A 26475-nucleotide genomic window follows, 5' to 3' on the forward strand; every position below is an offset into this window, starting at 1 on the left:
CTCTCGCGGCGCCCCGGAGGGGCCTGAGGCTGGCGCCCCGGAGGAGCCTGAGGCTGCGGAGCCGGCGGGACCGAGCCTGAAGGCTTCGGTTCCCGGTGTCACGGGAGCCTGATGCCGGGTGCCCGGCGGCACCGGGCCCGCCCGGCGCGTCGCCCTGGGTCCTCGGGGCGCCCGAAGCCTGACGCTCGGGAGATCCCGGGCGGCACCGTGCCCCGTGTTGCGGAGCCCCGCCACGAATGCCTGAAGCCGGGTGTCCGGCGGCACCGGGGCACGATCCGTCCGTCCCCGGTCACCCGCCCGTGGCGGCGTCCCCGGGGACGGGACCGGGCTGGCAGCGCGGGCACCAGTACGTGTCCCGCGCCTGGCTCGCCTCGCCCTGCAGACGGTGCCGTACCGGCGTTCCGCAGCGCAGACAGGGCTTGCCCGCCCTCCCGTACACCCACAGCGGCCGGTCCCCCCGGGGATCGGCCGTCGTCACGCGTGACACCCGGTCCTTGTTGACCTCCAGGAGCCGCTTGGCGAGCGTGGTCACCCGTTCGGGTGAAGGGGTGTCGCCCGTGGGAAGCCAGGGCGAGACCCGGAGCATGAAGCACAGCTCGGACTTGTAGACATTGCCGATGCCGGCCAGGTTCCGCTGGTCCAGCAGGGCCTCGCCGAGCGGTCGCGCCGGGTCGGACAGCAGCCGCCGCCGGGCCTCCGCGGCGTCCCAGTCCGGCCCCAGCAGATCCGGGCCGAGATGCCCGACCACCTCGTCCTCGTCGGCCGTGCGCAGCAGCGCCAGCACCGGCAGCCGGTATCCGACGGCCTGTTTCGCGGGCGTGGCCAGGATCGCCCGGATCTGGTGGGCGGGGCCGCCGCGCGGCCGCTCCTCCGCGCCGTAGACCCGCCAGGCTCCGTCCATCCGCAGATGGGAGTGGAGCGTCAGGCCGCCCTCGAACCGGGTCAGCAGGTGCTTGCCGCGCGGCAGCACCCCGAGGACCCGGCGGCCGGTGAGGTCGGTCGTGGCGAGCTTCGGGACCCGCAGGTCGGAGCGCACGAGGCGCTCTCCGGCGAGCGCTTCGCGCAGCCGGCGGGCCGTTCGCCAGACGGTGTCTCCTTCGGGCATGGCCCCATCATCCTCCGGTGCGTTCCGGCGTGTCCGGTGCGGGCATCACTGCGGGCGGAGCCGGAGTCCGCGCGGGGTGGCGTGGAAGCCGGCGGCCTCCAGGGCCCGGCCCACCGGGGACGACAGGGCCGAGGCGCCGTTCGCCCGCTCCACGGTGAGGGTGCCCAGCGCCCCCTGGCGGGCGGCGCCGGCCAGGGTCTCCGCCGCGAGCCGCAGCCGGGGATCCTCGCCGGGGCTTTCCGCGTTCTCGCCGGGCCAGGCCAGCAGGCTCTTCCCGCCGCGCTCGACATACAGCACCAGCTCCCCGTCGACCAGGACCACCAGGGCGCCCGCCTTGCGGCCGGGCTTGTGACCGCCGCCGGACGCGGGGGAGTCGGGCCAGGGCAGGGCGGCGCCGTAGGCGTTGGCGGGGTCGGCCGCGGCCAGCAGGACCGCGTTGCCCCGGTCGGCGCGGTCACCGGGCCGGGGCGCCGGGGCGCCGTACCCCGGGTCCGGGCCCGCCGCCGCGGCCCGCTCCCGGGCCGTGCCCGCCGCGCGGAGCCGGTCCACCGCGCCGTCCATCGCGAACTGCGCGGCCCCCAGTCCCTCCACCACATAGCCGCGCCGGGCCTGACCGGTCTCCTCGAAGGCGGAGAGCACCCGGTAGGCCGCCGAGAAACCACCGGTGACGCCCTCGGCCGAGACCGCACCGCGGGTCACCACCCCGTGCCGGTCCAGCAGCGTGTGGGCGAGGGCGTGCGCCCGGTGGGTCGGTTCCGGCTCGCGCGGGGGCAGCAGCGACCAGCGGCCCGCGACCGTCGGCGGACCGCCCGGCGAGGCCGTCGGCCGGGCGCCGCGCCCGGTGAGCGAGCCGTAGCGCCCGCGCGGCACGGAGCGCCTCGCCCGGTGGGCGGTGGACCCGGCGGTACGGCCCGAGCCGAGCAGGGAGCGCAGCGGTGACAGCGTGTCGTTGGTGAGCCGGCCGGACCAGACCAGGTCCCAGAGGACGCCGGCCAGCACGGTGTCGGTCACGTCGGGGTGTCCGGCGGCCCGGACCTGCTCGGCGATCTGCCGGAAGAACAATCCGTACCCGCCGGAGAGGGCGTCCAGGACCGTCCGGTGCAGCGGGCCCTCCTCGAGCGGCAGCGGCTCCGGGAGCAGCAGCGGCACGGCGTCCGCGAGATACAGCGACAGCCAGCCGTCCTTGCCCGGCAGCGCGCCGGCGCCCGCCCACACCACCTCGCCGGCGGCCGTCAGCTCGTCGAGCAGGGCGGGGGAGTAGCCGCCGACCCGGGACGGCAGCACCAGCTTCTCCAGCGCCGACGCGGGAACCGGCGCGCCCTGCAACTGCTCCACGGTGCGCACCAGGCCGTCGATGCCGCGCAGGCTGTGCGTCCCCACGTGCTGCCACTGGGGGAGGAAGGACGCGAGCGCGGCCGGGGCGACCGGCTCCAGCTCCTGGCGCAGGGCGGCCAGCGAACGGCGGCGCAGCCGGCGCAGCACGCCCGCGTCGCACCACTCCTGGCCCGCCCCGGCCGGGTGGAACTCGCCCTGGACGACGCGCCCCGCGGCGGCGAGCCGGTGCAGCGCGCCGTCGGTGACGGCGGTGCCCAGGCCGAAGCGCTCGGCGGCCGCGGCGGAGGTGAACGGTCCGTGGGTGCGGGCGTACCGGGCGAGGAGATCGCCGAGGGGGTCCTTGACGGGCTCGGTGAAGGCCTCCGGCACGCCGACGGGCAGGGCCGTGCCGAGGGCGTCGCGCAGCCGCCCGGCGTCCTCCACGGCGGCCCAGTGCCCGGCCCCGGCGATCCGGACCCGGATGGCGCGCCGGGCCTCGGCCAGCTCCGCCGCCCAGCCGGGCTCGGCCCCGCGGTCGGCCAGCTCGGCGTCGGTGAGCGGCCCGAGGAGGCGGAGCAGGTCGGCGACGCTCTCGGGATCCTTGGCCCGGCGCTCCTCGGTCAGCCACTGGAGCTCCCGTTCCAGGTCCGCCAGCGCCTCCACGTCCAGCAGCTCGCGCAGCTCGGCCTGGCCCAGCAGCTCCGCCAGCAGCCGGGAGTCCAGGGACAGGGCGGCGGCGCGGCGCTCGGCGAGCGGGGAGTCGCCCTCGTAGAGGTACTGCGCGACATAGCCGAAGAGCAGCGAGCGGGCGAACGGGGACGGCTCGGGCGTGGTGACCTCGACGAGACGCACCCGGCGCGCCTCGACGTCCCCCATCAGCTCCGTCAGGCCGGGCACGTCGAAGACGTCCTGGAGGCATTCGCGCACGGCCTCCAGGACGATCGGGAACGAGCCGAACTCCGACGCCACCTGGAGCAGTTGCGAAGCGCGCTGCCGCTGCTGCCAGAGCGGCGTCCGCTTGCCCGGGTCCCGGCGCGGCAGCAGCAGGGCGCGGGCGGCGCACTCCCGGAAGCGGGCGGCGAACAGCGCGGAGCTGCCGACCTGGTCGGTGACCAGCTGCCCGATCTCACCGGCGTCGAAGACGGTGTCGGCGGCCCCGACGGGCGGCTGCTCCGGATCGGCGGGAAACCCGGCGGGCGCCCCGCCGGGAACGGAACCGTCCGGGGCGGCGGGCAGGTCCAGCAGGTCGAGGCCCATCATGTCGGCGTCCGGCAGCCGCAGCACGATGCCGTCGTCGGCGTGCATCACCTGCGCGTCCATGCCGAACCGCTCGGAGAGCCGGGCCCCCAGCGCGAGCGCCCACGGCGCGTGCACCTGGGCGCCGAAGGGCGAGTGCACCACGACCCGCCAGTCGCCCAGCTCGTCGCGGAAGCGCTCGACGACGATCGTCCGGTCGTCGGGGACATGGCCGCAGGCGCGGCGCTGCTCGTCGAGATACGCCAGGACGTTGTCCGCGGCCCAGGTGTCGAGCCCGGCGGCGGACAGCCGTCGCCGCGCGTCCTCGGGCGCCAGTCCGCCGATCTCGCGCAGGAACGAGCCCAGCGCCCGCCCCAGCTCCAGCGGCCGGCCGAGCTGGTCGCCCTTCCAGAACGGCAGCCGGCCGGGCACGCCGGGGGCGGGGGTGACCAGGACCCGGTCGCGGGTGATGTCCTCGATGCGCCAGGTCGTGGTGCCGAGCGTGAAGACGTCGCCGACCCGGGACTCGTAGACCATCTCCTCGTCCAGCTCGCCGACCCGGCCGCCGCCTTTCTTCGGGTCGGCACCCGCCAGGAACACCCCGAACAGGCCGCGGTCCGGGATGGTGCCCCCGGAGGTCACGGCCAGCCGCTGCGCCCCCGGCCGGCCCGTGACCGTACCGGCCACCCGGTCCCACACGACGCGCGGCCGGAGCTCGGCGAAGGCGTCCGACGGATAGCGCCCGGCGAGCATGTCCAGCACCGAGGTGTACGCCGACTCGGGCAGCGAGGCGAAGGGCGCGGCCCGCCGCACGACGGCCAGCAGCTCGTCGACGTCCCAGGTGTCCAGCGCGGTCATCGCGACGAGCTGCTGGGCCAGCACGTCCAGCGGATTGGCGGGGACCCGGAGCGCCTCGATGGACCCGGTCCGCATCCGCTCCGTGACGACCGCGGCCTGCACCAGATCGCCGCGGTACTTCGGGAAGACCACACCGGTGGAGACCGCGCCGACCTGGTGCCCGGCACGCCCGACCCGCTGGAGGCCGGAGGCGACCGACGGCGGTGACTCGACCTGGACGACGAGGTCGACGGCGCCCATGTCGATGCCCAGCTCCAGGCTGGAGGTGGCGACGACGGCGGGCAGCCGGCCCGCCTTGAGGTCCTCCTCGACCTGGGCGCGCTGCTCCTTGGAGACCGATCCGTGGTGGGCCCGGGCCAGCACCGGGGGCGCTCCCTGGGCCGCGCCCGATCCGCCCATCAGCTCGGCGGGGGAGTGGTCCTCGGGGACGGGCTCGCCGGTGGCACGCTCGTACGCGATCTCGTTGAGCCGGTTGCACAGCCGCTCCGCCAGCCGGCGGGAGTTCGCGAAGACGATCGTGGAGCGGTGGGCCTGGACCAGGTCGGTGATCCGCTCCTCCACATGCGGCCAGACCGACGGCTTCTCGGCCGCGCCTCCGGTGTCGGGGGCGGCGTCCCGGGCCGGGGCGCCGCCCAGCTCGCCCAGGTCCTCGACCGGCACGACCACGGAGAGGTCGAACTCCTTGGCCGACGGCGGCTGGACGATCCTCGCCTGCCGCCGCGGCGACAGATACCGCGCGACCTCCTCGACGGGCCGGACGGTCGCGGACAGGCCGATGCGGGTGGCGGGCCGGGGCAGCAGCTCGTCCAGCCGCTCCAGGGAGAGGGCGAGATGGGCGCCGCGCTTGGTGCCGGCGACGGCGTGGACCTCGTCGAGGATGACGGTCTCCACCCCGGCCAGGGCGTCCCGCGCGGCGGAGGTCAGCATCAGGAACAGCGACTCGGGCGTGGTGATCAGGATGTCCGGCGGCCGGCCGGCGATGGACCGCCGCTCGGCGGCGGGGGTGTCGCCGGAGCGGATGCCGACCCGCACCTCCGGCTCGGGCAGGCCGAGCCGTGCGGCCTCGTGCCGGATGCCGGTCAGCGGGCTGCGGAGATTGCGCTCGACGTCGACCGCGAGGGCCTTGAGCGGCGAGACGTAGAGCACCCGGCAGCGCTTCTTGGCCTCGGCGGGCGGCGGGGTGCTCGCGAGCCGGTCCAGCGCGGCCAGGAACGCGGCGAGCGTCTTGCCGGACCCCGTCGGGGCGACCACCAGCACGTCCGAGCCCTCGCCGATGGCCTGCCAGGCGCCCGTCTGCGCCTCGGTGGGCGCGTGGAAGGCCCCGGTGAACCAGGCGCGGGTCGCGGGGGAGAAATTGTCCAGGGCCGGGGCGGCCGGGTGGTCCGACATGCCAACCATCGTGCACCCGGGCACCGACATTGGTACGTACCCGCAGGTCAGAGCCGGTGAACGGGTGAGGCCCCCGGGGTGGGGGAGCGGTCCGGCGGGCACAATGGGCCGCATGGGCGCGACGGAACACGCACGGTACTGGCAGCATCCGCGGCTGCCCGGCGTCGATCTGCTGCGTGCCCGCTACGTCAGCCACACCTTCTCCCGGCACGCGCACGACGGCTTCGTGATCGCCGCCGTGACCTCCGGGGTCGAGGGCGTGGGGCTGCCGCGCGGCGCCGAGAACGTCGGCGCCGGGGGCGTGGTGCTCATCAACCCGGAGACACCCCACACCGCGTACGCCGGCGCCCGGGAGGGCTGGAGCTACCGGGTGCTCTACCCGCCGGTCGGGCTGGTCGCGGAGGTCGCCGCCGAGGTGACCCCGCTGCGCGGCACCCCGTCCTTCACCGAGAACGTGCTCGACGACCCCGGCGGCGGCCGGCTGATCGCGGACGTGCACCGGGCGGCCGAGGCGGACAACGCCCTCGCCGCCGACACCCTGCTGCGCCGGACCGTCGCCCGGCTGCTGCGCCGCTGCGGCAGCACGGCCGCGGACCCCTCCGGAGCGGCCGGTTCCGGCGCGGCGGCCGCCGCCCGGGCCCGCGAACTGCTCGTCGAGCACATGGCGGACCCGCCCACGCTGGAACGGCTCGCCGCGGCGACCGGCACCGGGCCGTTCGCCCTGCTGCGCGCCTTCCGGGCCGCGTACGGGCTGCCGCCGCACAGCTGGCTCACGGGCGCCCGGGTCCGGCGCGCACGGCAGCTGCTGGACGCGGGCTGCACGCCCGCCGGGGCCGCGGCGGCGGTCGGCTTCACCGACCAGCCGCACCTGAACCGGCATTTCACCCGCATCGTCGGTGTGCCGCCGGGCGCCTACCAGCGCGAACGCCGGCGTACGGGCTCGGCGGGCCGCGGGGACGGCGGCACGGGGAGCCGTGGGCCGTCGGCACGGGAGCCGTGGGCCGGAACAGCCGGAGCCGTGAGCCGGAACACCGCGGGTGAAGGCTTCGCGGCGGGCGGGCCCCCGGGCGGGCGGGCCGCGGGGCAGGGCACCCGCCGCCCCGCCGTCCCGGCGGCCGCAAAAACGTACAAGACGGAGCCGGGCTCCGGACCGTAGCGTGCGGGTGTGACACAACAGACCGGGATACGGACGGAGGCCCCGCCGCGCTCCGACGCCGCGGTGGTCCGGGACGCGCTGGGCGTGGGCGTCGCCGTGGGGCTGTCCGGCTTCGCCTTCGGAGTGACCGCGGCGGGTGCCGGGCTCACCGTCCTCCAGACCTGCGCCCTGAGCCTGCTCGTCTTCACCGGGGCCTCGCAGTTCGCGCTGGTGGGCGCGCTCGCGGCGGGCGGCAACCCGTTCACGGCCGCCGCCGGGGCGTTCTTCCTCGGCGTCCGCAACGCCTTCTACGGGCTGCGGCTGGCCCAGCTGCTGCGGCTGCCGCGCGCGCTGCGGCCGTTCGCCGCCCAGTGGGTGATCGACGAGACGACCGTCGTCACCCTCGCCCAGTCCGGCCGGCGCGCGGCCCGCATCGGGTTCGCGGTGACCGGGGCCACGGTCTACCTGCTGTGGAACCTCACCACGCTGCTCGGCGCCCTCGGCGCGTCGGCGCTCGGCGACCCGGACGCCTGGGGGCTGGACGCCGCGGGGCCCGCCGTCTTCCTGGCGCTGCTCGCCCCGATGCTGCGCACGGCCGTCGAGCGCGCCGTCGCGGGGCTCGCGGTCGTCCTCGTGCTCGTCGGCGTGCCGCTGCTGCCCGCGGGCGTACCGGTGCTGGTGTCCGCGCTGGCGGCGCCCGCCGTGCTCGCCCTGCGCGGCCGGGTCCCGGGCCTGCCGAAGACGGAACCGGACACCGCGGACCTGCCGGACCCGCCGGACCCGGAGGACCCGCCGCACCCGCTGGACCCGGCGGACCCGGGGCGCGGAGGTGCGGACGGGACGGGGGCCGTCGGGGGCGACGGAGCACGGACCGCGACAGGGGGCCGGGCCGGGACCGGGCGCGCGGCAGCCGGCCCGGAGACCGGTGCGGAGACCGGTGCGGAATCCGGTGCGGAGACCGGCGCGGACGAGAAGGAGCAGGTCGGATGAGCGTCTGGATCGCCATCGGGGTCACCACCGTCGGCTGCTATCTGGTGAAACTGCTCGGTCTGTCCGTCCCCGCGGGCGTCCTGGAACGCCCCGCGGTGAAGCGGCTGGCCGCGCTGGTCCCCATCGCCCTGCTGGCCGCGCTCACGGCCCAGCAGACGCTGAGCGAGGGCACGGCCCTGGTCCCGGACGCGCGCGTGGCGGGTGTCGGCGCGGCGGCGGTCGCCCTGCTGCTGCGGGCCCCGTTCCTGGTCGTCGTCGGCGTCGCCGTACTGGTCACCGCCGGGGCCCGGGCGCTGGGTGCCTGAGGGCAGGCGGCCGGGCGCGATACTGGAGACATGCGGTTGACGGTTTTCTGGCAGCGGATGGCGGATCACTTCGGCGAGGCGTACGCCGACTCCTTCGCGCGCGATCATGTGATGTCCCAGCTCGGCGGGCGGACGGTGTACGAGGCGCTGGACGCGGGGTGGAACGCCAAGGAGGTGTGGCGGGCGGTCTGCGCGGCCGTGGAGGTGCCCGCCGACAAGCGCTGACGGGGTCCGGTTTTCCCGGGCTGCCGCCCGTCCCGGCCGCCCGATGGGCGAGACTTGCCGGGTGGCAGCGACAGACGACGACCTTCCGCACGGCCCGGCGGCCGGGTCCGGGCCCGGCCGGGCCCCCGGCGACACCGGCCCCGGTCCTGGCCCCGGCCCCGGTCCGGCTCCCGGCCCGGATCCCGTTCCCGGTGACGGGACCGGCGGCGGAGACGGCGACGGAGCCGGCGCCGGTGGCGGTGGCGGGATCCCCGCGCCGTCCGCCGATCCCGGCCGCATGCCGCGCTGGTTCCCCCGCGCGGTGCTCCTGGTGTTCGCCGCGTACGCCGTCTTCCAGCTGGCGACGTGGGCCTTCCACGCCCTGACGGGGCTGCTGCTCAACGTACTGATCGCGTTCTTCCTGGGGCTGGCGATCGAGCCCGCCGTGGACCGGATGGCGGCGCGCGGTGTGCGCCGCGGGTTCGCCACGGCCTCCGTCTTCCTCGGGATCCTGGTCGCCGTCGCGGGCTTCGTGACCCTGCTCGGCTCGATGCTCGCGGGCCAGATCATCACCATGGTCGAGAACTTCCCGCAGTATCTCGACTCCGTGATCCGCTGGAGCAACGAGAGCTTCAACACCAGCCTGTCGCGGCTGGAGATACAGGACAGCCTGCTCAAGTCCGACTGGCTGCAGCGGTACGTGCAGAACAGCGCGGGCGGGGTGCTGGACATCTCGGCCCAGGTGCTCGGCGGGCTCTTCACCACGCTGACCGTGGTGCTCTTCTCCTTCTACTTCGCCGCCGACGGCCCGCGGCTGCGCCGCGCCCTGTGCTCCGTACTGCCGCCGACCCGGCAGACGGAGGTCCTGCGGGCCTGGGACATCGCGGTCGCGAAGACGGGCGGCTACCTCTACTCCCGCGGGCTGATGGCGCTGATCTCGGGCTTCGCGCACTACGTGCTGCTGGAGATCCTCGGTGTGCCGTACGCCCCGGCGCTCGCGGTCTGGGTCGGTCTGGTGTCGCAGTTCATCCCGACCATCGGCACCTATCTGGCGGGCGCGCTGCCGATGCTGCTCGCGTTCACCGTCAACCCCTGGTACGCCCTGTGGGTGCTCGGTTTCGTCGTGGTCTACCAGCAGTTCGAGAACTACATCCTGCAGCCGCGGATCACGGCCCGGACCGTGGACATCCACCCGGCGGTCGCCTTCGGCTCGGTGGTGGCGGGCACCGCGCTGCTGGGCGCGGTCGGCGCGCTGATCGCGATTCCCGCGACGGCCACGCTCCAGGCGTTCCTCGGCGCGTACGTGAAGCGGTACGACGTGGCCGACCACCCGGGGGTCAGCGGCCGCCCGCGGCGGAATCCGGGGGCCTCGGCGCTGGCCCGGGCGCGGCGGGTGCTGCGCAGCGGACGGCGGCTGCCGGGCGCCGACCGGGACGCTTGACACCGAAATCGAACATCCATTCTTATGGACGTCCCGGAGTTTTCCACAGGCCGGACGGAGCCGGGGCGGATTGTCAGTGGCAGGCGTTAGCGTCGTGGACGTGAAGCGATCGACTCAAGCAAATCGGGTGGAACCCATGGCAGGAACCGACCGCGAGAAGGCGCTCGACGCCGCGCTCGCACAGATTGAACGGCAATTCGGCAAGGGCGCGGTCATGCGCCTCGGCGACCGGCCGAACGACCCCATCGAGGTCATCCCCACCGGGTCGACCGCTCTCGACGTCGCGCTGGGCGTCGGAGGCCTGCCGCGCGGCAGGGTGGTGGAGGTGTACGGACCGGAGTCCTCCGGTAAGACGACCCTGACGCTGCACGCGGTGGCCAACGCCCAGAAGGCGGGCGGCACGGTGGCCTTCGTCGACGCGGAGCACGCGCTCGACCCGGAGTACGCCAAGGCCCTCGGCGTCGACACGGACAACCTCATCCTCTCCCAGCCCGACACCGGCGAGCAGGCCCTCGAGATCGTGGACATGCTGGTCCGCTCCGGCGCCCTCGACCTCATCGTCATCGACTCGGTCGCGGCCCTGGTGCCCCGTGCGGAGATCGAGGGCGAGATGGGTGACTCGCACGTCGGTCTCCAGGCCCGGCTGATGAGCCAGGCGCTCCGGAAGATCACCAGCGCGCTGAACCAGTCCAGGACCACCGCGATCTTCATCAACCAGCTCCGCGAGAAGATCGGCGTGATGTTCGGCTCGCCCGAGACGACCACCGGTGGCCGCGCGCTGAAGTTCTACGCCTCGGTGCGCATCGACATCCGCCGGATCGAGACCCTGAAGGACGGCACCGACGCGGTCGGCAACCGGACCCGCTGCAAGGTCGTCAAGAACAAGGTCGCCCCGCCCTTCAAGCAGGCGGAGTTCGACATCCTCTACGGCGAGGGCATCAGCCGTGAGGGCGGCCTGATCGACATGGGTGTCGAGCACGGCTTCGTCCGCAAGTCCGGCGCCTGGTACACCTACGAGGGCGACCAGCTCGGCCAGGGCAAGGAGAACGCCCGCAAGTTCCTCAAGGACAACCCCGACCTGGGCAACGAGATCGAGAAGAAGATCAAGGAGAAGCTGGGCGTCGGCGTGCGGCCGGAGGCTCCCGAGGCGGAGCCGGGCGCGGACGCCGCGGGTCCGGTGGCCGAGCCGGCCAAGTCGGTGCCCGCGCCGGCGGCCAAGGCCGGCAAGACGGCCAAGGCTGCCGCGGCCAAGAGCTAGCCCGTGACGCGGCGAACGGAATGGCCCGGCGCGACGGAGAGCGGCGAGGCCGGTGTGGACGGCGGTGGCCCCTCTTCGTCGAGGGCCGATCAGGGGGCACCGCTCCGGGGACGCGGGGCCGCGACGGGAGGCGCGGACCCCGCCGAGCAGGCGCGGGCGATCTGCCTGCGCCTGCTCACCGGAACCCCCCGCACCCGCAAGCAGTTGGAGGACGCGCTGCGGAAGCGGGACATCCCCGATGACGTCGCGGACGAGGTGCTCTGCCGCTTCGAGGACGTCGGTCTGATCGACGACGCGGCGTTCGCCGACGCCTGGGTGGAGTCCCGCCACCAGGGCCGGGGACTCGCGCGGCGGGCCCTGGCGCGCGAACTGCGCCATCGGGGAGTGGACACGGCCGTGATCGACCAGGCCGTGTCCCGGCTCGACCACGACCAGGAGGAGGAGACCGCCCGGCAGCTGGTCGAGCGCAAGCTCCGGGCCACCCGTGGTCTCGAGCGCGACAAGCGGATACGCCGCCTGGCCGGAATGCTGGCCCGCAAGGGCTACTCCGAGGGCTTGGCCCTGCGGGTGGTCCGGCGTGCGCTGGAGGAGGAGGGCGAGGACCCGGAGTCCCTGGAGTGGCATCTGCCCGGGTCCTGAGGACTGTCCCGCAAACCCCGGCCCCGGTGGACCGGTGCGCGGCGTCGCGTGCGGCGCGTCTGCGAGGTGACGGGCCGCGAGGCGGCGCGTCCGGGAGACGGTGCGTCCGCGAGGTGACGGGTCGCGAGATGGCGCCTCCGCGAGGCGGAGGGCTGCAAGGCAGTGCGTCCGTGAGATGGCGCGGCCGTGAGGCGGAGGGCCGCCCTCATACCGGGTGCGTTCGGGGCGGCCCGGCAACGCTTGGGGGTGATGGCGCGGCCGTGAGGCGGAGGGCCGCCCTCATACCGGGTGCGTTCGGGGCGGCCCGGCAACGCTTGGGGGTGCCGTGGCTGTCGTCGGGCACCCGCCGGGCATTACGGGACAGCCCTCGCAGGGCTCAGGGGAGAAGACCGCCGGGGGTGCGGCCCCACAGCCCTCGCAGGGCTCGGGGAGAAGACCGCCGGGGGCGCGGCCCGGTTCGTCAGGGCGAGGTGCGGGCCCCGTTCGCCGAAGCGGCCCCGGTCCCGGATGTCCCCGTGGTCCGGCTGCCGCCGGACGCCGCGTTCCGCGTGCTGCCGGCGCCCCGGACGATGTCGGCGCAGGCGTGGAGCTGGTCCGGCCGGACCCCCGGCACCGCCGCGGCGAGATGCCCGTCCGGCCTGATCAGCAGCACCGTGTGCGCGGGGGCGCCCGGATAGGCCTCCGCCACCAGCAGTTCGGCACGCACCGGGAGCGCCGTGACGGCGGCCGCCAGACGCGGCATCAGGCCCGCGCCCATCCAGTGCTTGCGGTCCCAGACACCGGTGCCCGGAGCGATCAGGAGCACCAGCAGATCGCCGCCCAGCCGCTCCCGGAGCCCGGTGACCGTCCCGTCCGGGGCGGTCACCGGTATGTCCTCCACCGGAGCGCCGGGCGGTGTGACCGGCAGGGCGGCCTCGGCGGCGGGCGGGGTGAGCGGGGAGCGCGCGTACACCGGCGGTGCGCCCAGCGGGCCCCGGCCCAGGTGGCCGTCCGTGAGCAGCGTGTCCTCCCCCCGGGTGCCCGGGAGCAGGGAGCGGCGGACGGTGGGCCAGGCGCCGCCGGACCGCAGCAGCGGCAGCGTCTGGTCGGCCGCGCGCAGCCGTGCGCCGACGGCTCCGCGCCGCTCGGCCTGATAGCTGTCGAGGAGGGCGTCGGGGGCGCTGCCGTGCCGGACCAGCGCGAGTTTCCAGGCGAGGTTCTCCGCGTCCCGCAGTCCCTCGTCGAGCTGCTGGGTGCCGAGCGAGCCCAGCAGATGGGCGGCGTCGCCGGCGAGGAAGGCCCGGCCGGTGCGCCAGCGCCGGGCGAGCCGGTGGTGCACGGTGTGCACACCGGTGTCGAGGAGTTCGTACGGGGGGAGCCGGCCGCACCAGGTGGTGAGGGAGTCGTGGATCCGGGTGAGCAGCGCCTCGGGGGTGACGAGTTCGCCGCCGCGCGGGAACAGCCAGTCGATGCGCCAGACGCCGTCGGCCAGCGGCCGTGCCAGCGCCTCGCGTCCGCCCGGCGGTGACCGGTGCAGCACCGCCTCGCCGGGCCAGGGCAGTTCGGCACGGAGCGCGGCCACCGCGTGCCGTTCGACCGCCGTACGGCCGGGGAAGCGGACGTCGAGAAGTTTCCGCACGGTGGACCGGGCCCCGTCACAGCCGACGAGATGGCTGCCCCGGTGCCGGGTCTCGCCCGGCCCCCGGGTGTGGACGGTCACGCCCGTCGAGTCCTGGTCGAGCCCCGTGAGGCGGGTGCCGGTGAGGACGCGGGCGAGACCGTCCCCGTCCACGGCGGACCGCAGGGCCCGGGCCAGGAGGTGCTGCGGGAGGTGTACCGGCGCGTCCTCGCCCAGCTCCTGACGGTGTGCCGGACGGCGGCGGCGCAGCGTCCGCCAGGCGGACCAGCGGGCACCGGCGGCGGAGACCGGTGTACCGCAGAGCCGGTCGGCGAAGGCGGCGGTCTCCGGCCGGAGCACGGCGGTGCGGGCCGGCCGGGCGTCCTCGCCGTCCGCTGCCTCGTCGAGCAGCAGGACCGGGACACCGTGACGGGTGAGGGCCCGGGTGAGCGCGAGGCCGACGGGGCCCGCTCCGACGACGATCACCGGGTCCACGGCGCGGCTCCAGCGGTTCGGCGGGTGGTCGGGGAGGAGCCGGAGGGTGGAGCCGAGTGCGCGATCACAGACCGTATGCAACCCATCGGGGGATACCCACGTCAAGCGAGGGGGGCAGCAGCTCGCGCTGCTGCCCCCCGGGCAGTTCTCCGCCCGGCCCCCGGCGGGCCGGCGGCCGGGCGGACGTCAGCCGGCGTTCGCGTCTCCGTCCCCGCCCGTGGGGCCTCCCGTACCGGCCAGTCCTCCGGTCACGGTGTCGCCCGGCGTGCCCGCGACGACGGCCCCGGTGCTCTTCTTGCCGCGCCGGATGCGGCCCTCCAGCCAGCTCGCGAAGCTGGTGAGGAGGAAGTTGAGCAGGATGAAGATCAGGGCGACCACGGTGAAGGCGGCGATCGTGTTCGCCCCGTAGTTCGCGGTGATCTCCCGGATCTGGCCGAGCAGTTCGCCGAAGCCGAGCAGCGCGCCACCGAGGGCGGTGTCCTTGACGATCACGACCAGCTGGCTGACCAGCGCAGGCAGCATCGCGGTGACCGCCTGCGGCAGCAGCACGTAGGACATGGTCTGTCCCTTGCGCATGCCGATGGCCTTGGCCGCGTCGGTCTGCCCGTGCGGCAGGGAGAGGATGCCGGCCCGGACGATCTCGGCGATGACCGAGGCGTTGTACAGCACCAGGCCGGTGACCACGGCGTACAGCGGACGGATCTCCGGCTCGATGGTGGTGAGCTGTGCGTACGCCTCGTGCGAGAACAGCATCAGCAGCAGCACCGGGATGGCGCGGAAGAACTCGACGACCGCGCCCGCGGGCATGCTGATCCAGCGGTGGTCGGAGAGCCGGGCGATCCCGAAGAGCGCGCCGACGGGCAGCGCGATGACGATGGACAGCGCGGCGGCCTTGAGGGTGTTCAGCAGCCCGGGCAGCAGATAGGTCGTCCACACCCGGCCGTCGGTGACGAAGGGGCTCCACTTGTTGCCGGCCAGCTGGTCCTTGTCGGCCATGATGCCCAGGACCCACCAGGCGGCCAGGACGACGACGGCGACGAACAGCACGGTGTAGAGCCAGTTCCGCCGCTTGGCGCGGGGCCCCGGGGCGTCGTACAGAACGGAGAGGTCACTCATCGCTTCACCGCCACGCGCTTGCTGACCCAGCCGAGCAGGAGGCCCGTCGGGAGGGTGAGGACAATGAACCCGAACGCGAACACGGCGAACACCAGGAAGATCGCGTCGCTTTCGTTCTCGATCATTTCCTTCATCAGCAGGGCGGCTTCGGGAACGCCGATGGCCGCCGCCACCGTGGTGTTCTTGGTCAGCGCGATCAGCACGTTCGCCAGTGGCGCGACGACCGAACGGAAGGCCTGGGGAAGGACGATGAGGGTCAGGACCTGGGTGAAGCCCAGGCCCAGGGCGCGCGCCGCCTCGGCCTGGCCGACCGGCACCGTGTTGATTCCGGAGCGCAGTGACTCGCAGACGAACGTCGCGGTGTAGGCGACGAATCCGAGCACGGCCAGCCGGAAGCCCGCCTCCTTGGAGTCCCCGCCGCCGAGTGTCATGCCGAGGGTCTGGTAGAGCCCGAGCGAGGTGGCGACGATGATCACCGTCAGCGGTGTGTTCCGCATGACGTTGATGTACGTGGTGGCGAAGCCCCGCATCAGCGGAACGGGGCTGACCCGCATACCGGCCAGGATCGTTCCCCAGACCAGGGAGCCGACCGCCGAGTACAGGGTGAGCTGCACCGTCACCCAGAACGCTCCGAACAGGTCGTACTGTTCGAGATCTAGAAAGTCGAACACGTGTTCCCGCGCTCTCCCCTGGTTGGATGATGCGGCGCGCCGCCCGGGCCGGGCGGCGCGCCGTCAGCCGGTCGTCGTCAGCTGGTTTCGGTGATCTTCGGCGCGGGCTCGTTCTTGTAGTCGGAGGGGCCGAAGTTGGCCTTCACGGCCTTCTCCCAGGAGCCGTCCTCGACCATCTTCTCGAGCGCGTCGTTGATCTTCTTCTGCAGCTCGGTGTCGCCCTTCTTGAGGCCGATGCCGTAGTTCTCGTCGCTGAGGTTCAGACCCGCGAGCTTGAACTTGCCCTGGTGCTCCTTCTGCGAGGCGTAGCCGGCCAGAATGGAGTCGTCGGTGGTCAGCGCGTCGACAGCCTTGTTCTCCAGGCCCGTCAGGCACTCCGAGTAGCCGCCGTACTCCTGGAGGTCGGCCTTGGGCGCGAAGTCGTTCTTGACGTTCTGCGCCGAGGTCGACCCCGTCACCGAGCAGAGCTTCTTGGAGTTGAGGTCCTTGGCGTCCGTGATCGACGAGTCGTCGGCGCGGACCAGCAGGTCCTGGTGCGCCAGGAGGTACGGGCCGGCGAAGCTGACCTTCTCCTTGCGCTCGTCGGTGATGGAGTAGGTCGCCGCGATGAAGTCGACGTCACCGCGGGAGATCAGGTTCTCGCGCTCCGCGCTGGGCGCTTCCTTCCACTCGATGTCCTTCTCGTCGTAGCCCAGCTCCTTGGCCACGTACGTCGCGACATCGACGTCAAAACCGGTGAACTCGCCGTCCGGCGTCTTCAGCCCCAGGCCCGGCTGGTCGAACTTGATGCCGATGGTGATCTTTTCCTCGTCACCGCTGCCACCGCTGCCGCCCCCGCAGGCCGTCGCGGTGAGGGTCAGAACGAGTGCAGCAGCGGCGGCAGCGCCGGCCTTGCGGAGTTTCATGAGCGGACTTCCTCACGGTTGAAAGCGGTAAAGGTGGATCGCCGGCCCGGGCGCCGGAGGGCGGGCCGGACTCAGTGGTGCAGGATCTTCGACAGGAAGTCCTTGGCACGGTCGCTGCGCGGGTTGCTGAAGAACTGGTCCGGCTGGGCCTCTTCGACGATCCGGCCGTCCGACATGAAGACGACGCGGTTCGCCGCGGAACGCGCGAAGCCCATCTCGTGGGTGACGACGACCATCGTCATGCCGTCCCGGGCGAGCTGCTGCATGACCTCCAGCACCTCATTGATCATCTCCGGGTCGAGAGCCGAGGTCGGCTCGTCGAACAGCATCACCTTCGGGTCCATCGCCAGGGCGCGGGCGATCGCCACGCGCTGCTGCTGACCGCCGGAGAGCTGCGCCGGGTACTTGTCCGCCTGGTTGGCGACCCCGACCCGGTCGAGGAGGGCACGCGCCTTCTCCTCGGCGAGCTTCTTCTCCGTGCGCCGGACCTTGAGCTGGCCCAGCAGCACGTTCTCCAGCACGGTCTTGTGCGCGAAGAGGTTGAAGGACTGGAACACCATGCCGACGTCGGCCCGCAGCCGCGCCAGCTCCCGCCCCTCGGCGGGCAGCGGCTTTCCGTCGATGGTGATGGAGCCCGAGTCGATCGTCTCCAGCCGGTTGATCGTGCGGCACAGCGTCGACTTCCCGGACCCGGAGGGCCCGATCACGACGACGACCTCGCCGCGCGCGATGGTCAGGTCGATGTCCTGGAGCACATGCAGCGCGCCGAAGTGCTTGTTGACGTTGTCCAGCACGACCAGCGGGTCCGCGGCCGGTGCGGCGTCCTTGGTCACCGATACTTCGGTCATCGAGCTCTTGCTCCGTCCTCCTCGGTTGAGGAGTGACCTTAATGACCGTGGCCGACCAGCGTCATTACATCTGAGCCTAAATTGAGCATAACGATACGGCCACCACGCACCACGTACGGTGACCGCGCGACTGCGCAGACGGCGGCTTGGCTACCGGCTCCGTAACGGATGGCCGCGCGAGCCTCTTTCCGCTTGACGCCGGCTGCCCGAATCCGGCTGTATGCCCGAAGAGGACGCGCCGCGCCACCGGCCGCGCGGGCATCGCACGCCACGCACCGGAAGGGGGCCCATGAGACTGCTGCTCGTCGAGGACGACGATCACGTGGCGGCGGCCCTGTCCGCGGTGCTCGCCCGGCACGGCTTCGACGTGACCCACGCGCGCAGCGGCGCCGAGGCACTCCAGTCGCTGCTGCCCGGCGGGGACGCGGCGCCCTTCGGTGTCGTCCTGCTCGACCTCGGCCTGCCCGACCAGGACGGCTTCGAGGTGTGCGGGAAGATCCGCAAGCTCACCACGACCCCGGTGATCATGGTGACGGCCCGCTCCGACGTGCGCTCCCGGATCCACGGCCTGAACCTCGGCGCGGACGACTACGTGGTCAAGCCGTACGACACCGGCGAGCTGCTGGCCCGTATCCACGCGGTGTTCCGGCGCACCGTCCCCGGTGATCCCGCCGACGGCGACAACCCCGCAGGGGAGGCCGAGCCGCTGCGCCTGGGCCCCGTCCACATCGAGCTGCCGACCCGCCGGGTACTGGTCGAGGGCATGCACGTGCCGCTGACCCGCAAGGAGTTCGACCTGCTGGCGCTGCTGGCGCAGCGGCCCGGGGTGGTCTTCCGGCGCGAGCAGATCATCAGCGAGGTGTGGCGGACCAGCTGGGAGGGGACCGGCCGCACCCTGGAGGTGCACATCGCCTCGCTCCGCTCGAAGCTGCGGATGCCCGCCCTGATCGAGACCGTGCGCGGCGTCGGCTACCGGCTCGTCGCGCCGGCCGGCTGAACCGTACGGACCGTCCCCCTTGCGCACCCGACTTCTCCCGCTGCTCATCGTCCTCATGGCGGCCGTGCTGCTCGCGCTCGGCTTCCCGCTCGCGGGCAGCCTCGCCGCCGCCGAGCAGCAGCGGACGGTGGTCGACCGGATCGACGACACCGCCCGGTTCGCGGCCCTGGCCCAGTTCGTCACCGCGCGCCCGGTCGGCACCGTGCCCGCCGAGGACGAGGGCGGCCGGCTCGCCACGCTCCGCGCCGAGCTGGACCGCTATCACGACGTGTACGGCATCCGGGCCGGGGTCTTCTACCGCGACCGCGCCGCGATGGCCGTGGCGCCCGTGGGCTGGACGGTCGCCTCCGAGGGGGAGATCGACCAGGCGTTCCGCGAGGCGCTGGCCGGCCGCCGCAGCCACGACCCGGCGCAGGTCTGGCCCTGGGAGAACGGCCGGCTCGCCGTGGCGTCCCCGGTGATCCGGGACGGCGACGTCGTCGCCGTCGTCGTCACAGACTCGCCGACCGGGCAGATGCGTTCCCGGACGCTGCGCGGCTGGCTGCTGATCGGCGCCGGGGAGTCCGCGGCCATGCTGGTCGCCGTCGGCGCCGCGATCCGGCTCGCCGGCTGGGTGCTGCGGCCGGTGCGGGTGCTGGACGCGGCGACCCACGACATCGCGACCGGGCGGATGAACTCCCGGGTCGCCGCCGGGGGCGGGCCGCCCGAGCTGCGCCGGCTCGCCAAGTCCTTCAACGAGATGGCCGACAACGTCGAGGACGTGCTCGAACAGCAGCGGGCCTTCGTCGCCGACGCCTCGCACCAGTTGCGCAATCCGCTGTCCGCCCTGCTGCTGCGGATCGAACTGCTGGCTCTGGAGCTTCCCGAGGGCAACGAGGAGGTCGCGTCGGTCCGCGCGGAGGGCAAGCGGCTGGCCCGGGTCCTGGACGACCTGCTCGACCTGGCGCTGGCCGAGCACGCCGCGGCCGACCTCCAGCTCACGGACATCGCCGAACTCGCGGCCGAACGCGTCGGCGCCTGGCGGCCGGTGGCCGACCGGGAGGGGGTGTCCCTGCGCTACGAGGGCCCGGCGGGGGCCAGCGGCTGGGCGGACCCGATCGCGCTCTCCAGCGCCTTGGACGCGGTGGTCGACAACGCGCTCAAGTTCACTCCGGAGGGCGGTGGCGTCACGGTGTCCGCGGAGACCGGCGGCGAGGCCGACACCGTGCGGATCGTGGTCGCCGACGGGGGGCCGGGCCTCACCGAGGAGGAACTCGAGCGGATCGGCGACCGGTTCTGGCGCAGCAGCCGGCACCAGAACGTCTCCGGTTCCGGACTCGGCCTGTCGGTGTCCCGGGCGCTGCTCGCCGCGGGCGGCGCGACCATCGGCTACGCGCCGAACGAACCGAACGGGCTGCGTGTCACGATCACCCTGCCGAGGTCGGCGCCGCACGGGTGAGGGCGGGCGGCGCCGTGCGGGTGACGCCCGGGGCGGCCCCGTGCGGGTGGGGCGGGCGCCGGACGGGTGACGCCGCCCGGGGCGCGGTTCCGGATTGGGCCGGTACCGCGCCCCGGGCGGCGCCACCTGGAGGGGCCGACCGCCGGAATCGCGGGTTCGGCCCCGGCCGGGACCTGCCGCGTGGGCCTGCCGCCGGGCCTTCGGCAGCGGCCCCGACCGCCGGTCCCGCGGCCCGGAGCCGCCGTACCCGTGTCGGCAGCCGTCGTACGCGCGGTCCGGAGTCTCCGTACCCGCGGCCCGGGGCCTGCGTCCCCGCGGCCCGGGGCCTGCGTCCCCGCGGTCCGGTGCCGCAGCACCTTTCCGCCCGCGTGCGGCGGCACCTTCGGCCCGGTGCCGCCGCACGCGGACCGGAGGCGCCGCACGCCCACGCGGCCCGGAGGCGCCGCACCGCGCGTCTCCGGACCGCTCCCCGGGTCCGCCGCTCAGTCGCCGCGGGCCAGGCGCAGCGTCACGATCTGGAACGGCCGCAGGGACAGCCGCACCGTGCCGCTGTCCGTGCCACCGTCCGTGCCGCCGCCCGCGCCGTCCGTGCCGTCGCCCGCGCCGTCAGGGCCATCGCCCGTGCCGCCGGGGCCGCCGTCCGCGCCGCCCGCCGTGACAGCGGCCCCGGGGCCGCCCGGCCCCTCCGGCAGCGGGCGCTCCAGCAGGTCGGTCACCGTGACCCCGGCCACCGGGAAGCCGGTGGACAGCACCGCCTGCGCGCGCCCGCCGTGCGACTCGTACAGCCGGACCACCACGTCACCGCTGCGGTCCTCGGCCAGCTTCACCGCCTCCAGGACGACCTGGTCGTTGTCGGCCGACACCAGCGGCTCGACGGCGCGGTCACCCGGCACCGACCGCTCCGGCAGGTTGATCCGGTGTCCCTCGCGCACCGCGTCCCCGATCCCGGCGCCCGGTGCGAGCGCGTACCGCAGCCGGTGCGTGCCCTGGTCGGTCTCCGGGTCGGGATAGCGCGGGGCACGCAGCAGCGACAGCCGTACGGTGGTGGTCTGCCCGCCGTCCGGGCGCACGGCGCGGGTGACGTCGTGCCCGTACGTCGAGTCGTTGACCAGGGCCGCTCCCCAGCCCGGCTCCTCGACCTGGATCCAGCGGTGGGCGCAGATCTCGAACTTCGCCGCCTCCCACGAGGTGTTGGTGTGGGTGGCGCGGAAGACATGCCCGAACTGGGTCTCGGCGGCCGACCGGTCGGCCTTCACGTCCAGCGGGAAGGCCGCCTTGAGGAACATCTCGGCCTCGTGCCAGTCGACCTCGGTGTCGATGTCCAGCACCTTGGCGCCGGAGCCCAGCGTGAGCCGCTGGAGCACCGAGGAGTTGCCGAAGACGCGGCGCACGGTGACCACCGCGCGGTCCTCCGCCGACTCGGTGAGCGTCACCTCCTCGGCCCCGGTCAGGTCGGTGACGTTGTTCCGGTAGAAGGCGTCGACGTCCCAGGCGTCCCAGTGGTTGGGCAGATCGGGGTGGATCTGCAGCAGGTTGGCTGCCGCGCCCGGCGCCACGGCCTCGCGGCGGGCCGCCAGGTCGTACGCGGAGACGACCAGGCCCCGGTCGTCGATCTCGACCCGCAGGAGCCCGTTGTCCAGCACGAAGCCGCCGGCCGCGCGGGGCCCGGCGGTCACCGCCCCGCCCGGCCGCTCCGGGGCCGGCTCGGCACCGCCCGCCGGCACGCCGCCCCGGGTGTGCGGGGCGCCGTTGAAGACCACCGTGCCGGTGCCGCCGCCCGCCAGCGCGCGCTGCGCCTCGGTGATCATTCCGTCCAGCTCGGCGTGCACGCGCGCGTACGTCTCCCGGGCCTCGCGGTGCACCCAGGCGATCGACGAGCCCGGCAGGATGTCGTGGAACTGGTGCAGCAGCACCGTCTTCCACAGCTCCTCCAGCCGCTCGTACGGGTACGCGAAGCCGGGCACCCGCAGCGCGGCCGTCGCCGACCACAGTTCGGCCTCCCGCAGCAGCGACTCGCTGCGCCGGTTGCCCTGCTTGGTCTTGGCCTGCGAGGTGTACGTGCCGCGGTGCAGCTCCAGATACAGCTCGCCCGCCCACACCGGCGCGTCCTCGTACTCCGCGTGCGCCGCCTCGAAGAACGCCGACGGCTTCTCCACCGTGACCCGCGGCGAGCCCTCCAGGTCCCGCAGCCGCTCGGCGCGGGCCAGCATCTCCCGGGTCGGGCCGCCGCCCCCGTCGCCGTATCCGAAGGGCGCCAGGGAACGGGTCCCGCGGCCCTTCTCCTGGTAGTTGCGCGCCGCGTGCGCCATCTCGGCGCCGCCCAGGTTGGAGTTGTACGTGTCGACCGGCGGGAAGTGCGTGAAGACCCGGGTGCCGTCGATGCCCTCCCACCAGAAGGTGTGGTGCGGGAACTTGTTCGTCTGGCTCCAGGAGATCTTCTGCGTCAGGAACCAGTCCGAACCGGACAACTTCACCAGCTGCGGCATCGCCGCCGTGTAGCCGAAGGAGTCCGGCAGCCACACCTCCTTGGTCTCGATCCCGAACTCGTCGAGGAAGAACTTCTTGCCGTAGAGGAACTGCCGGGCCATGGCCTCGCCGCCGACCATGTTGGTGTCGGACTCCACCCACATGCCGCCGACCGGCACGAACTGCCCGTCCGCCACCTTCTTCTTGACCCGTGCGTAGACCTCCGGCCGGTGCTCCTTGATCCAGGCCAGCTGCTGGGCCTGGGACATCGCGAAGACGAACTCCGGGTGGTCGTCCATCAGCGCCACCATGTTGGAGGCCGTGCGCGCCACCTTCCGCACGGTCTCGCGCAGCGGCCACAGCCAGGCCGAGTCGATGTGCGCGTGCCCGACGGCGCTGATCCGGTGCGCCGACGCGTGGGCGGGCGAGGAGAGCGCCCCGGCGAGCCGCTCCCGGGCGCGTCCGGCGGTGCCCGGCAGATCGGTCAGGTCCAGGGCGTCGAGGCAGCGCTCCGTCGCGCGCAGCAGCCCGAAGCGGCGGGCGTCGCCGGGCGACAGCTCCAGCATCAGCTCGCCCGCCACCTCCAGGTCCTGGACGAGGTTCCACACCTCCGGCTCGAAGACGGTGAGGTCCATCCGCGCGATCCGGTACAGCGGCTCGCCGCTCGCGGTCAGCCGGTCGCCCTGGTACGTCGGGGTCTGGCCGGCCAGGATCGGGTTGGCCGCCGCCTCGACGTACAGCAGCACGTCCTCGCCGCCGTCGGCCGGAGCGGCGATCCGTACCCAGTCGTTGTGCGGGTTGAGAGCCTTCACGGCCTCGCCGTCGGCCCGGTGGACCAGGCCCTCGCACTGGAAGCCGGGCATCGACCGCTCGAACCCCAGGTCGAGCACGGCCTCGACGGTGCGCCCCGCCCAGTCCTCCGGCACCCGGCCGGTGACCTTGAACCAGCTGGTGCCCCAGGCGGGCCCCCAGGCGTCCCCGGCGGCGGCCGGGGCGTACGGCGCGGACAGCCCCTCGGCGACCGGCACCGGCTCGCCCGGCGCGTCCCAGCGTTCGACGGTCAGGGGCACGGGATCGCGGTGGACGGCGGGGCGCAGGCGTTCCTCCAGCACGCGGTGCAGTCGTTGTTCGACGATGCTCCGGTCGTCATGCATGACGGCGGCTCCGTTGGTTCGCGGGGCTGAATGCACGGGGGGTCTTACCCGGTGGCAGGCGCGCAACCGCATCCGGAGCGGAATCTTCCGACGGCGGCCGCCGGTTCGGACGGGGTCCGCCGATTCCGGCGGGTCCTCTGCCGGTCCCGTCGCTTCTCGGCGGTCCTGCCGCTTTTTGGCGGCTCTCGGAACTCTCGGCGGTTTTTGGTGCTTGTGGCAGGTTGTGCCGGGTTCTTGGCGGCGTTGCGTTGTCAGGGTTTGACGGATCCGTAGTAGCGGCTCGCCCCGTCGTGCAGCGGCAGCGGATCCGTGAAGATCGCCGTGCGGAGATCCACCAGCTGGGCCGCGTGCACCTCGCGCCCGATCCGGTCCCGGCTGTCGATGACCGTGCGGGTGATGCCCTCGGTGAGCCGCGGGTCCGTGCGGTCCGTCGTCACCAGGAGGTTGGCGACGGCGACCGTCTTCACCGACTTGCCGCGCTGCACCCGCGGATAGGCGTCGGCGGGCATGACGGCGGCCCGGTAGTGCCGCGCGGTGCCGCCCAGCGCGTGCAGCTCGTCGACGAGATCCCCCAGCGGCACCAGCCGGACGTCCGTCCGCGCGGCCAGCTCCTGCACCGCCCCGGTGGGCAGCCCGCCGGACCAGAAGAACGCGTCGATCTCCCCGGACCGCAGCATTCCGGGCATCCGGTCGATCCCCACCGGGACGGGCGTGATGTCCTTCGCGGCGTCGATCCCGGCCGCCTCCAGCAGCCGCCCGGTGATCAGGCTGACGCCCGAGCCCGGCTGCCCCACGGCCACGCGCCGCCCTCGCAGGTCCGCGGCGCTGCCGATGTCCGAGCCCGCCGGGACGACCAGCTGCATGTAGTCGTCGTAGAGCCGGGCGCAGGCCCGCAGCGTCCCGGCGCCGGGGCGCTTCTCGTCGCGGTAGGCGGCGACCGAGTCGGCGGTCGCGATGGTGAAGTTGGCCTCGCCGGAGACCAGCCGCCTGATGTTCTGCACGGAGCCCTCGCTGGCGTGCAGCCGTACGTCGACCTCCGGCAGATCGTGCGCCAGCTGCTCCTCGAGCAGCTTTCCGTACCGCGAGTAGACGCCCGTCGGCACCCCGGTCGTGAACTCCATCGTGCCCCGCGGCTCCGGCCGTCCGCCCAGCGGCAGCAGCCACCACAGCAGCAGCGCCAGCACGGCCGACGCCGCGAGGACGGCCTGCGCGGCGCGGCGTCGGCCGATGCGGTGGACTACCGGTGTCATGCGCGGAATCCTGCCAGCCGCCGGGGGCGGTGGCCAGAAACGGGCCGGGAGGTCGGACCGGGGGAAGCCGGGGGCGGGATGTCCGGGGGAGCACGTAGTCTGGTGGGCGAGATGAGCGCGAAGACTTACGAGGTGCGCACCTACGGGTGCCAGATGAACGTCCACGACTCCGAGCGGCTCTCCGGCCTGCTGGAGGACGCCGGATACGTCCGCGCGCCCGAAGGCCGTGCCGAGGGCGACGCCGACGTCGTCGTCTTCAACACCTGCGCGGTGCGGGAGAACGCCGACAACCGGCTCTACGGCAACCTCGGACGGCTCGCCCCGATGAAGGCGAAGCGGCCCGGCATGCAGATCGCCGTGGGCGGTTGCCTCGCCCAGAAGGACCGCGACACCATCGTCAGCAAGGCGCCCTGGGTCGACGTGGTCTTCGGCACGCACAACATCGGCAGCCTGCCGGTGCTCCTGGAGCGGGCCCGGGTCCAGGAGGAGGCGCAGGTCGAGATCGCGGAGTCGCTGGAGGCGTTCCCGTCGACGCTCCCGACCCGCCGCGAGTCCGCGTACGCCGCGTGGGTCTCCATCTCCGTCGGCTGCAACAACACCTGCGCCTTCTGCATCGTGCCCGCGCTCCGCGGCAAGGAGAAGGACCGCCGGCCCGGCGACATCCTCGCCGAGGTCGAGGCGCTGGTCGCGGAGGGCGTCACCGAGATCACCCTGCTCGGCCAGAACGTCAACGCCTACGGCTCGGACATCGGCGACCGGGAGGCGTTCTCCAAGCTGCTGCGTGCCTGCGGGAGGATCGAGGGCCTGGAGCGGGTCCGCTTCACCTCGCCGCATCCGCGCGACTTCACGGACGACGTCATCGCCGCCATGGCCGAGACGCCGAACGTCATGCCGCAGCTGCACATGCCGCTCCAGTCCGGGTCCAGCAGGGTGCTCAAGGCCATGCGCCGCAGCTACCGCCAGGAGCGCTATCTCGGCATCATCGAGAAGGTCCGCGCCGCCATGCCGGACGCCGCGATCTCCACCGACATCATCGTCGGCTTCCCCGGCGAGACCGAGGAGGACTTCGAGGAGACGCTGCACGTCGTCCGGGAGTCCCGGTTCGCGCAGGCCTTCACCTTCCAGTACTCCAAGCGCCCCGGCACCCCCGCGGCCGACATGGCGGACCAGATCCCCAAGGAGGTCGTCCAGGCGCGCTACGAGCGGCTGGTCGCCCTCCAGGAGGAGATCAGCTGGCAGGAGAACAAGCAGCAGGTCGGCCGGGTGCTGGAACTCATGGTCGCCGAGGGCGAGGGGCGCAAGGACGGAGCCACCCACCGGCTCTCCGGCCGCGCCCCCGACAACCGCCTGGTGCACTTCACCAAGCCCGCCGAGCCGGTGCGCCCCGGGGACATGGTGACCGTCGGGATCAGCTACGCCGCGCCGCACCACCTGCTCGCGGAGGGCCCCGTCAAGGCCGTCCGGCGCACTCGCGCGGGTGACGCCTGGGAGAAGCGCAACGCCGCGCCCCAGCAGCCGGCCGGTGTGATGCTGGGCCTGCCGACGATCGGTGCCCCGGCCGCGTCACCGGCGCCCGCCACGGGTTGCGGCTGCGACTAGCACCGGCCCGCCGGGCCGCCGCCGAGGGCCGTGGCCGGCACGGGCCGGCCCGTGCCGGACTGCGA

General features: G+C 73.9%; 19 protein-coding genes. 10 read left to right on the plus strand and 9 right to left on the minus strand.

What is annotated here, in order from left to right; genetic code table 11:
* Positions 1 to 289: 289 nt before the first annotated feature.
* Both GCU69_RS31130 and GCU69_RS31135 read right to left on the minus strand, forming a co-directional pair.
* Positions 290 to 1105, minus strand: a complete 816-nt coding sequence (locus GCU69_RS31130) for an Fpg/Nei family DNA glycosylase (RefSeq protein ID WP_098749877.1) — start codon at positions 1103 to 1105, stop codon at positions 290 to 292.
* 45 nt (positions 1106 to 1150) lie between these two features.
* Complete coding sequence (locus GCU69_RS31135; protein WP_408055868.1) at positions 1151 to 5902, minus strand: Lhr family ATP-dependent helicase; 4752 nt, start codon at positions 5900 to 5902, stop codon at positions 1151 to 1153.
* 112 nt (positions 5903 to 6014) lie between these two features.
* Here GCU69_RS31135 and GCU69_RS31140 point away from each other — a divergent pair, with 112 nt between their 5' ends.
* The 7 genes from GCU69_RS31140 (at position 6015) to recX (ending at position 11874) form a co-directional block, all read left to right on the plus strand.
* Complete coding sequence (locus GCU69_RS31140) at positions 6015 to 7058, plus strand: AraC family transcriptional regulator (protein WP_098749879.1); 1044 nt, start codon at positions 6015 to 6017, stop codon at positions 7056 to 7058.
* A 9-nt stretch (positions 7059 to 7067) separates the two neighbouring features.
* Entirely contained in the window at positions 7068 to 8027 is a 960-nt protein-coding gene (locus GCU69_RS31145; protein ID WP_156207873.1) for an AzlC family ABC transporter permease, read from the plus strand.
* Entirely contained in the window at positions 8024 to 8332 is a 309-nt protein-coding gene (locus tag GCU69_RS31150; RefSeq protein WP_098749880.1) for an AzlD domain-containing protein, read from the plus strand. Before GCU69_RS31145 ends, GCU69_RS31150 begins: the two co-directional genes overlap by 4 nt.
* Before the next feature lie 30 nt (positions 8333 to 8362).
* Entirely contained in the window at positions 8363 to 8557 is a 195-nt protein-coding gene (locus GCU69_RS31155; RefSeq protein ID WP_098749881.1) for a DUF3046 domain-containing protein, read from the plus strand.
* Positions 8558 to 8600: 43 nt separating this feature from the next.
* On the plus strand, positions 8601 to 9977 hold the full coding sequence (locus GCU69_RS31160) for an AI-2E family transporter (protein WP_408055869.1): 1377 nt from the start codon (positions 8601 to 8603) through the stop codon (positions 9975 to 9977).
* Between the two features lie 136 nt (positions 9978 to 10113).
* Complete coding sequence (gene recA, locus GCU69_RS31165; protein ID WP_176604688.1) at positions 10114 to 11235, plus strand: recombinase RecA; 1122 nt, start codon at positions 10114 to 10116, stop codon at positions 11233 to 11235.
* Between the two features lie 3 nt (positions 11236 to 11238).
* Positions 11239 to 11874, plus strand: a complete 636-nt coding sequence (recX, locus tag GCU69_RS31170; RefSeq protein WP_098749883.1) for a recombination regulator RecX — start codon at positions 11239 to 11241, stop codon at positions 11872 to 11874.
* Positions 11875 to 12334: 460 nt separating this feature from the next.
* Here the strand turns inward: recX and GCU69_RS31175 are convergent, their stop codons facing one another.
* The 5 genes from GCU69_RS31175 to GCU69_RS31195 all read right to left on the minus strand — a co-directional run bounded on the left by GCU69_RS31175 (position 12335) and on the right by GCU69_RS31195 (position 17506).
* Positions 12335 to 13966, minus strand: a complete 1632-nt coding sequence (locus GCU69_RS31175) for an FAD-dependent monooxygenase (protein WP_156207874.1) — start codon at positions 13964 to 13966, stop codon at positions 12335 to 12337.
* Positions 13967 to 14152: 186 nt separating this feature from the next.
* Positions 14153 to 15082, minus strand: coding sequence for an amino acid ABC transporter permease (locus tag GCU69_RS31180; protein ID WP_098749885.1), 930 nt, complete (start codon positions 15080 to 15082; stop codon positions 14153 to 14155).
* Positions 15079 to 15753, minus strand: a complete 675-nt coding sequence (locus GCU69_RS31185) for an amino acid ABC transporter permease (RefSeq protein WP_098749886.1) — start codon at positions 15751 to 15753, stop codon at positions 15079 to 15081. Before GCU69_RS31185 ends, GCU69_RS31180 begins: the two co-directional genes overlap by 4 nt.
* A 77-nt stretch (positions 15754 to 15830) precedes the next feature.
* Entirely contained in the window at positions 15831 to 16658 is an 828-nt protein-coding gene (locus GCU69_RS31190; RefSeq protein ID WP_098749887.1) for a glutamate ABC transporter substrate-binding protein, read from the minus strand.
* A 71-nt stretch (positions 16659 to 16729) separates the two neighbouring features.
* Positions 16730 to 17506: an amino acid ABC transporter ATP-binding protein gene (locus GCU69_RS31195; RefSeq protein ID WP_098749888.1), complete on the minus strand. Its 777-nt coding sequence runs from the start codon at positions 17504 to 17506 to the stop codon at positions 16730 to 16732.
* A 289-nt stretch (positions 17507 to 17795) separates the two neighbouring features.
* Between GCU69_RS31195 and GCU69_RS31200 the strand changes: the two genes are divergently transcribed.
* Positions 17796 to 18503: a response regulator transcription factor gene (locus tag GCU69_RS31200; RefSeq protein ID WP_156207875.1), complete on the plus strand. Its 708-nt coding sequence runs from the start codon at positions 17796 to 17798 to the stop codon at positions 18501 to 18503.
* A 19-nt stretch (positions 18504 to 18522) separates the two neighbouring features.
* Complete coding sequence (locus GCU69_RS31205; RefSeq protein WP_098749890.1) at positions 18523 to 19941, plus strand: sensor histidine kinase; 1419 nt, start codon at positions 18523 to 18525, stop codon at positions 19939 to 19941.
* Positions 19942 to 20423: 482 nt separating this feature from the next.
* Here the strand turns inward: GCU69_RS31205 and GCU69_RS31210 are convergent, their stop codons facing one another.
* Together GCU69_RS31210 and GCU69_RS31215 are read right to left on the minus strand one after the other, a co-directional pair.
* Positions 20424 to 23561, minus strand: coding sequence for an alpha-mannosidase (locus tag GCU69_RS31210; protein ID WP_156207876.1), 3138 nt, complete (start codon positions 23559 to 23561; stop codon positions 20424 to 20426).
* Between the two features lie 251 nt (positions 23562 to 23812).
* The gene (locus GCU69_RS31215) at positions 23813 to 24811 is read right to left on the minus strand and encodes a TAXI family TRAP transporter solute-binding subunit (protein WP_098749892.1); all 999 of its coding nucleotides are present in this window, start codon (positions 24809 to 24811) and stop codon (positions 23813 to 23815) included.
* A gap of 111 nt (positions 24812 to 24922) precedes the next feature.
* Between GCU69_RS31215 and miaB the strand changes: the two genes are divergently transcribed.
* Positions 24923 to 26410, plus strand: coding sequence for a tRNA (N6-isopentenyl adenosine(37)-C2)-methylthiotransferase MiaB (gene miaB / locus GCU69_RS31220; RefSeq protein WP_176604689.1), 1488 nt, complete (start codon positions 24923 to 24925; stop codon positions 26408 to 26410).
* Positions 26411 to 26475: the final 65 nt, after the last annotated feature.

The organism is Streptomyces lycii (assembly GCF_009735685.1).
In the GTDB taxonomy this organism is placed as follows: Bacteria; Actinomycetota; Actinomycetes; order Streptomycetales; family Streptomycetaceae; genus Streptomyces; species Streptomyces lycii.

Bases quoted from the DNA above. Each gene is read 5' to 3' on its own strand.
- GCU69_RS31150 (WP_098749880.1), top strand. From the start codon at position 8,024: ATGAGCGTCTGGATCGCCATCGGGGTCACCACCGTCGGCTGCTATCTG.
- GCU69_RS31160 (WP_408055869.1), top strand. From the start codon at position 8,601: ATGGGCGAGACTTGCCGGGTGGCAGCGACAGACGACGACCTTCCGCAC.
- miaB (WP_176604689.1), top strand. From the start codon at position 24,923: ATGAGCGCGAAGACTTACGAGGTGCGCACCTACGGGTGCCAGATGAAC.
- GCU69_RS31140 (WP_098749879.1), top strand. From the start codon at position 6,015: ATGGGCGCGACGGAACACGCACGGTACTGGCAGCATCCGCGGCTGCCC.
- GCU69_RS31135 (WP_408055868.1), bottom strand. From the start codon at position 5,902: ATGTCGGACCACCCGGCCGCCCCGGCCCTGGACAATTTCTCCCCCGCG.
- GCU69_RS31215 (WP_098749892.1), bottom strand. From the start codon at position 24,811: ATGACACCGGTAGTCCACCGCATCGGCCGACGCCGCGCCGCGCAGGCC.
- GCU69_RS31155 (WP_098749881.1), top strand. From the start codon at position 8,363: ATGCGGTTGACGGTTTTCTGGCAGCGGATGGCGGATCACTTCGGCGAG.
- GCU69_RS31130 (WP_098749877.1), bottom strand. From the start codon at position 1,105: ATGCCCGAAGGAGACACCGTCTGGCGAACGGCCCGCCGGCTGCGCGAA.
- GCU69_RS31200 (WP_156207875.1), top strand. From the start codon at position 17,796: ATGAGACTGCTGCTCGTCGAGGACGACGATCACGTGGCGGCGGCCCTG.
- GCU69_RS31210 (WP_156207876.1), bottom strand. From the start codon at position 23,561: ATGCATGACGACCGGAGCATCGTCGAACAACGACTGCACCGCGTGCTG.
- recA (WP_176604688.1), top strand. From the start codon at position 10,114: ATGGCAGGAACCGACCGCGAGAAGGCGCTCGACGCCGCGCTCGCACAG.
- GCU69_RS31190 (WP_098749887.1), bottom strand. From the start codon at position 16,658: ATGAAACTCCGCAAGGCCGGCGCTGCCGCCGCTGCTGCACTCGTTCTG.
- GCU69_RS31195 (WP_098749888.1), bottom strand. From the start codon at position 17,506: ATGACCGAAGTATCGGTGACCAAGGACGCCGCACCGGCCGCGGACCCG.
- GCU69_RS31180 (WP_098749885.1), bottom strand. From the start codon at position 15,082: ATGAGTGACCTCTCCGTTCTGTACGACGCCCCGGGGCCCCGCGCCAAG.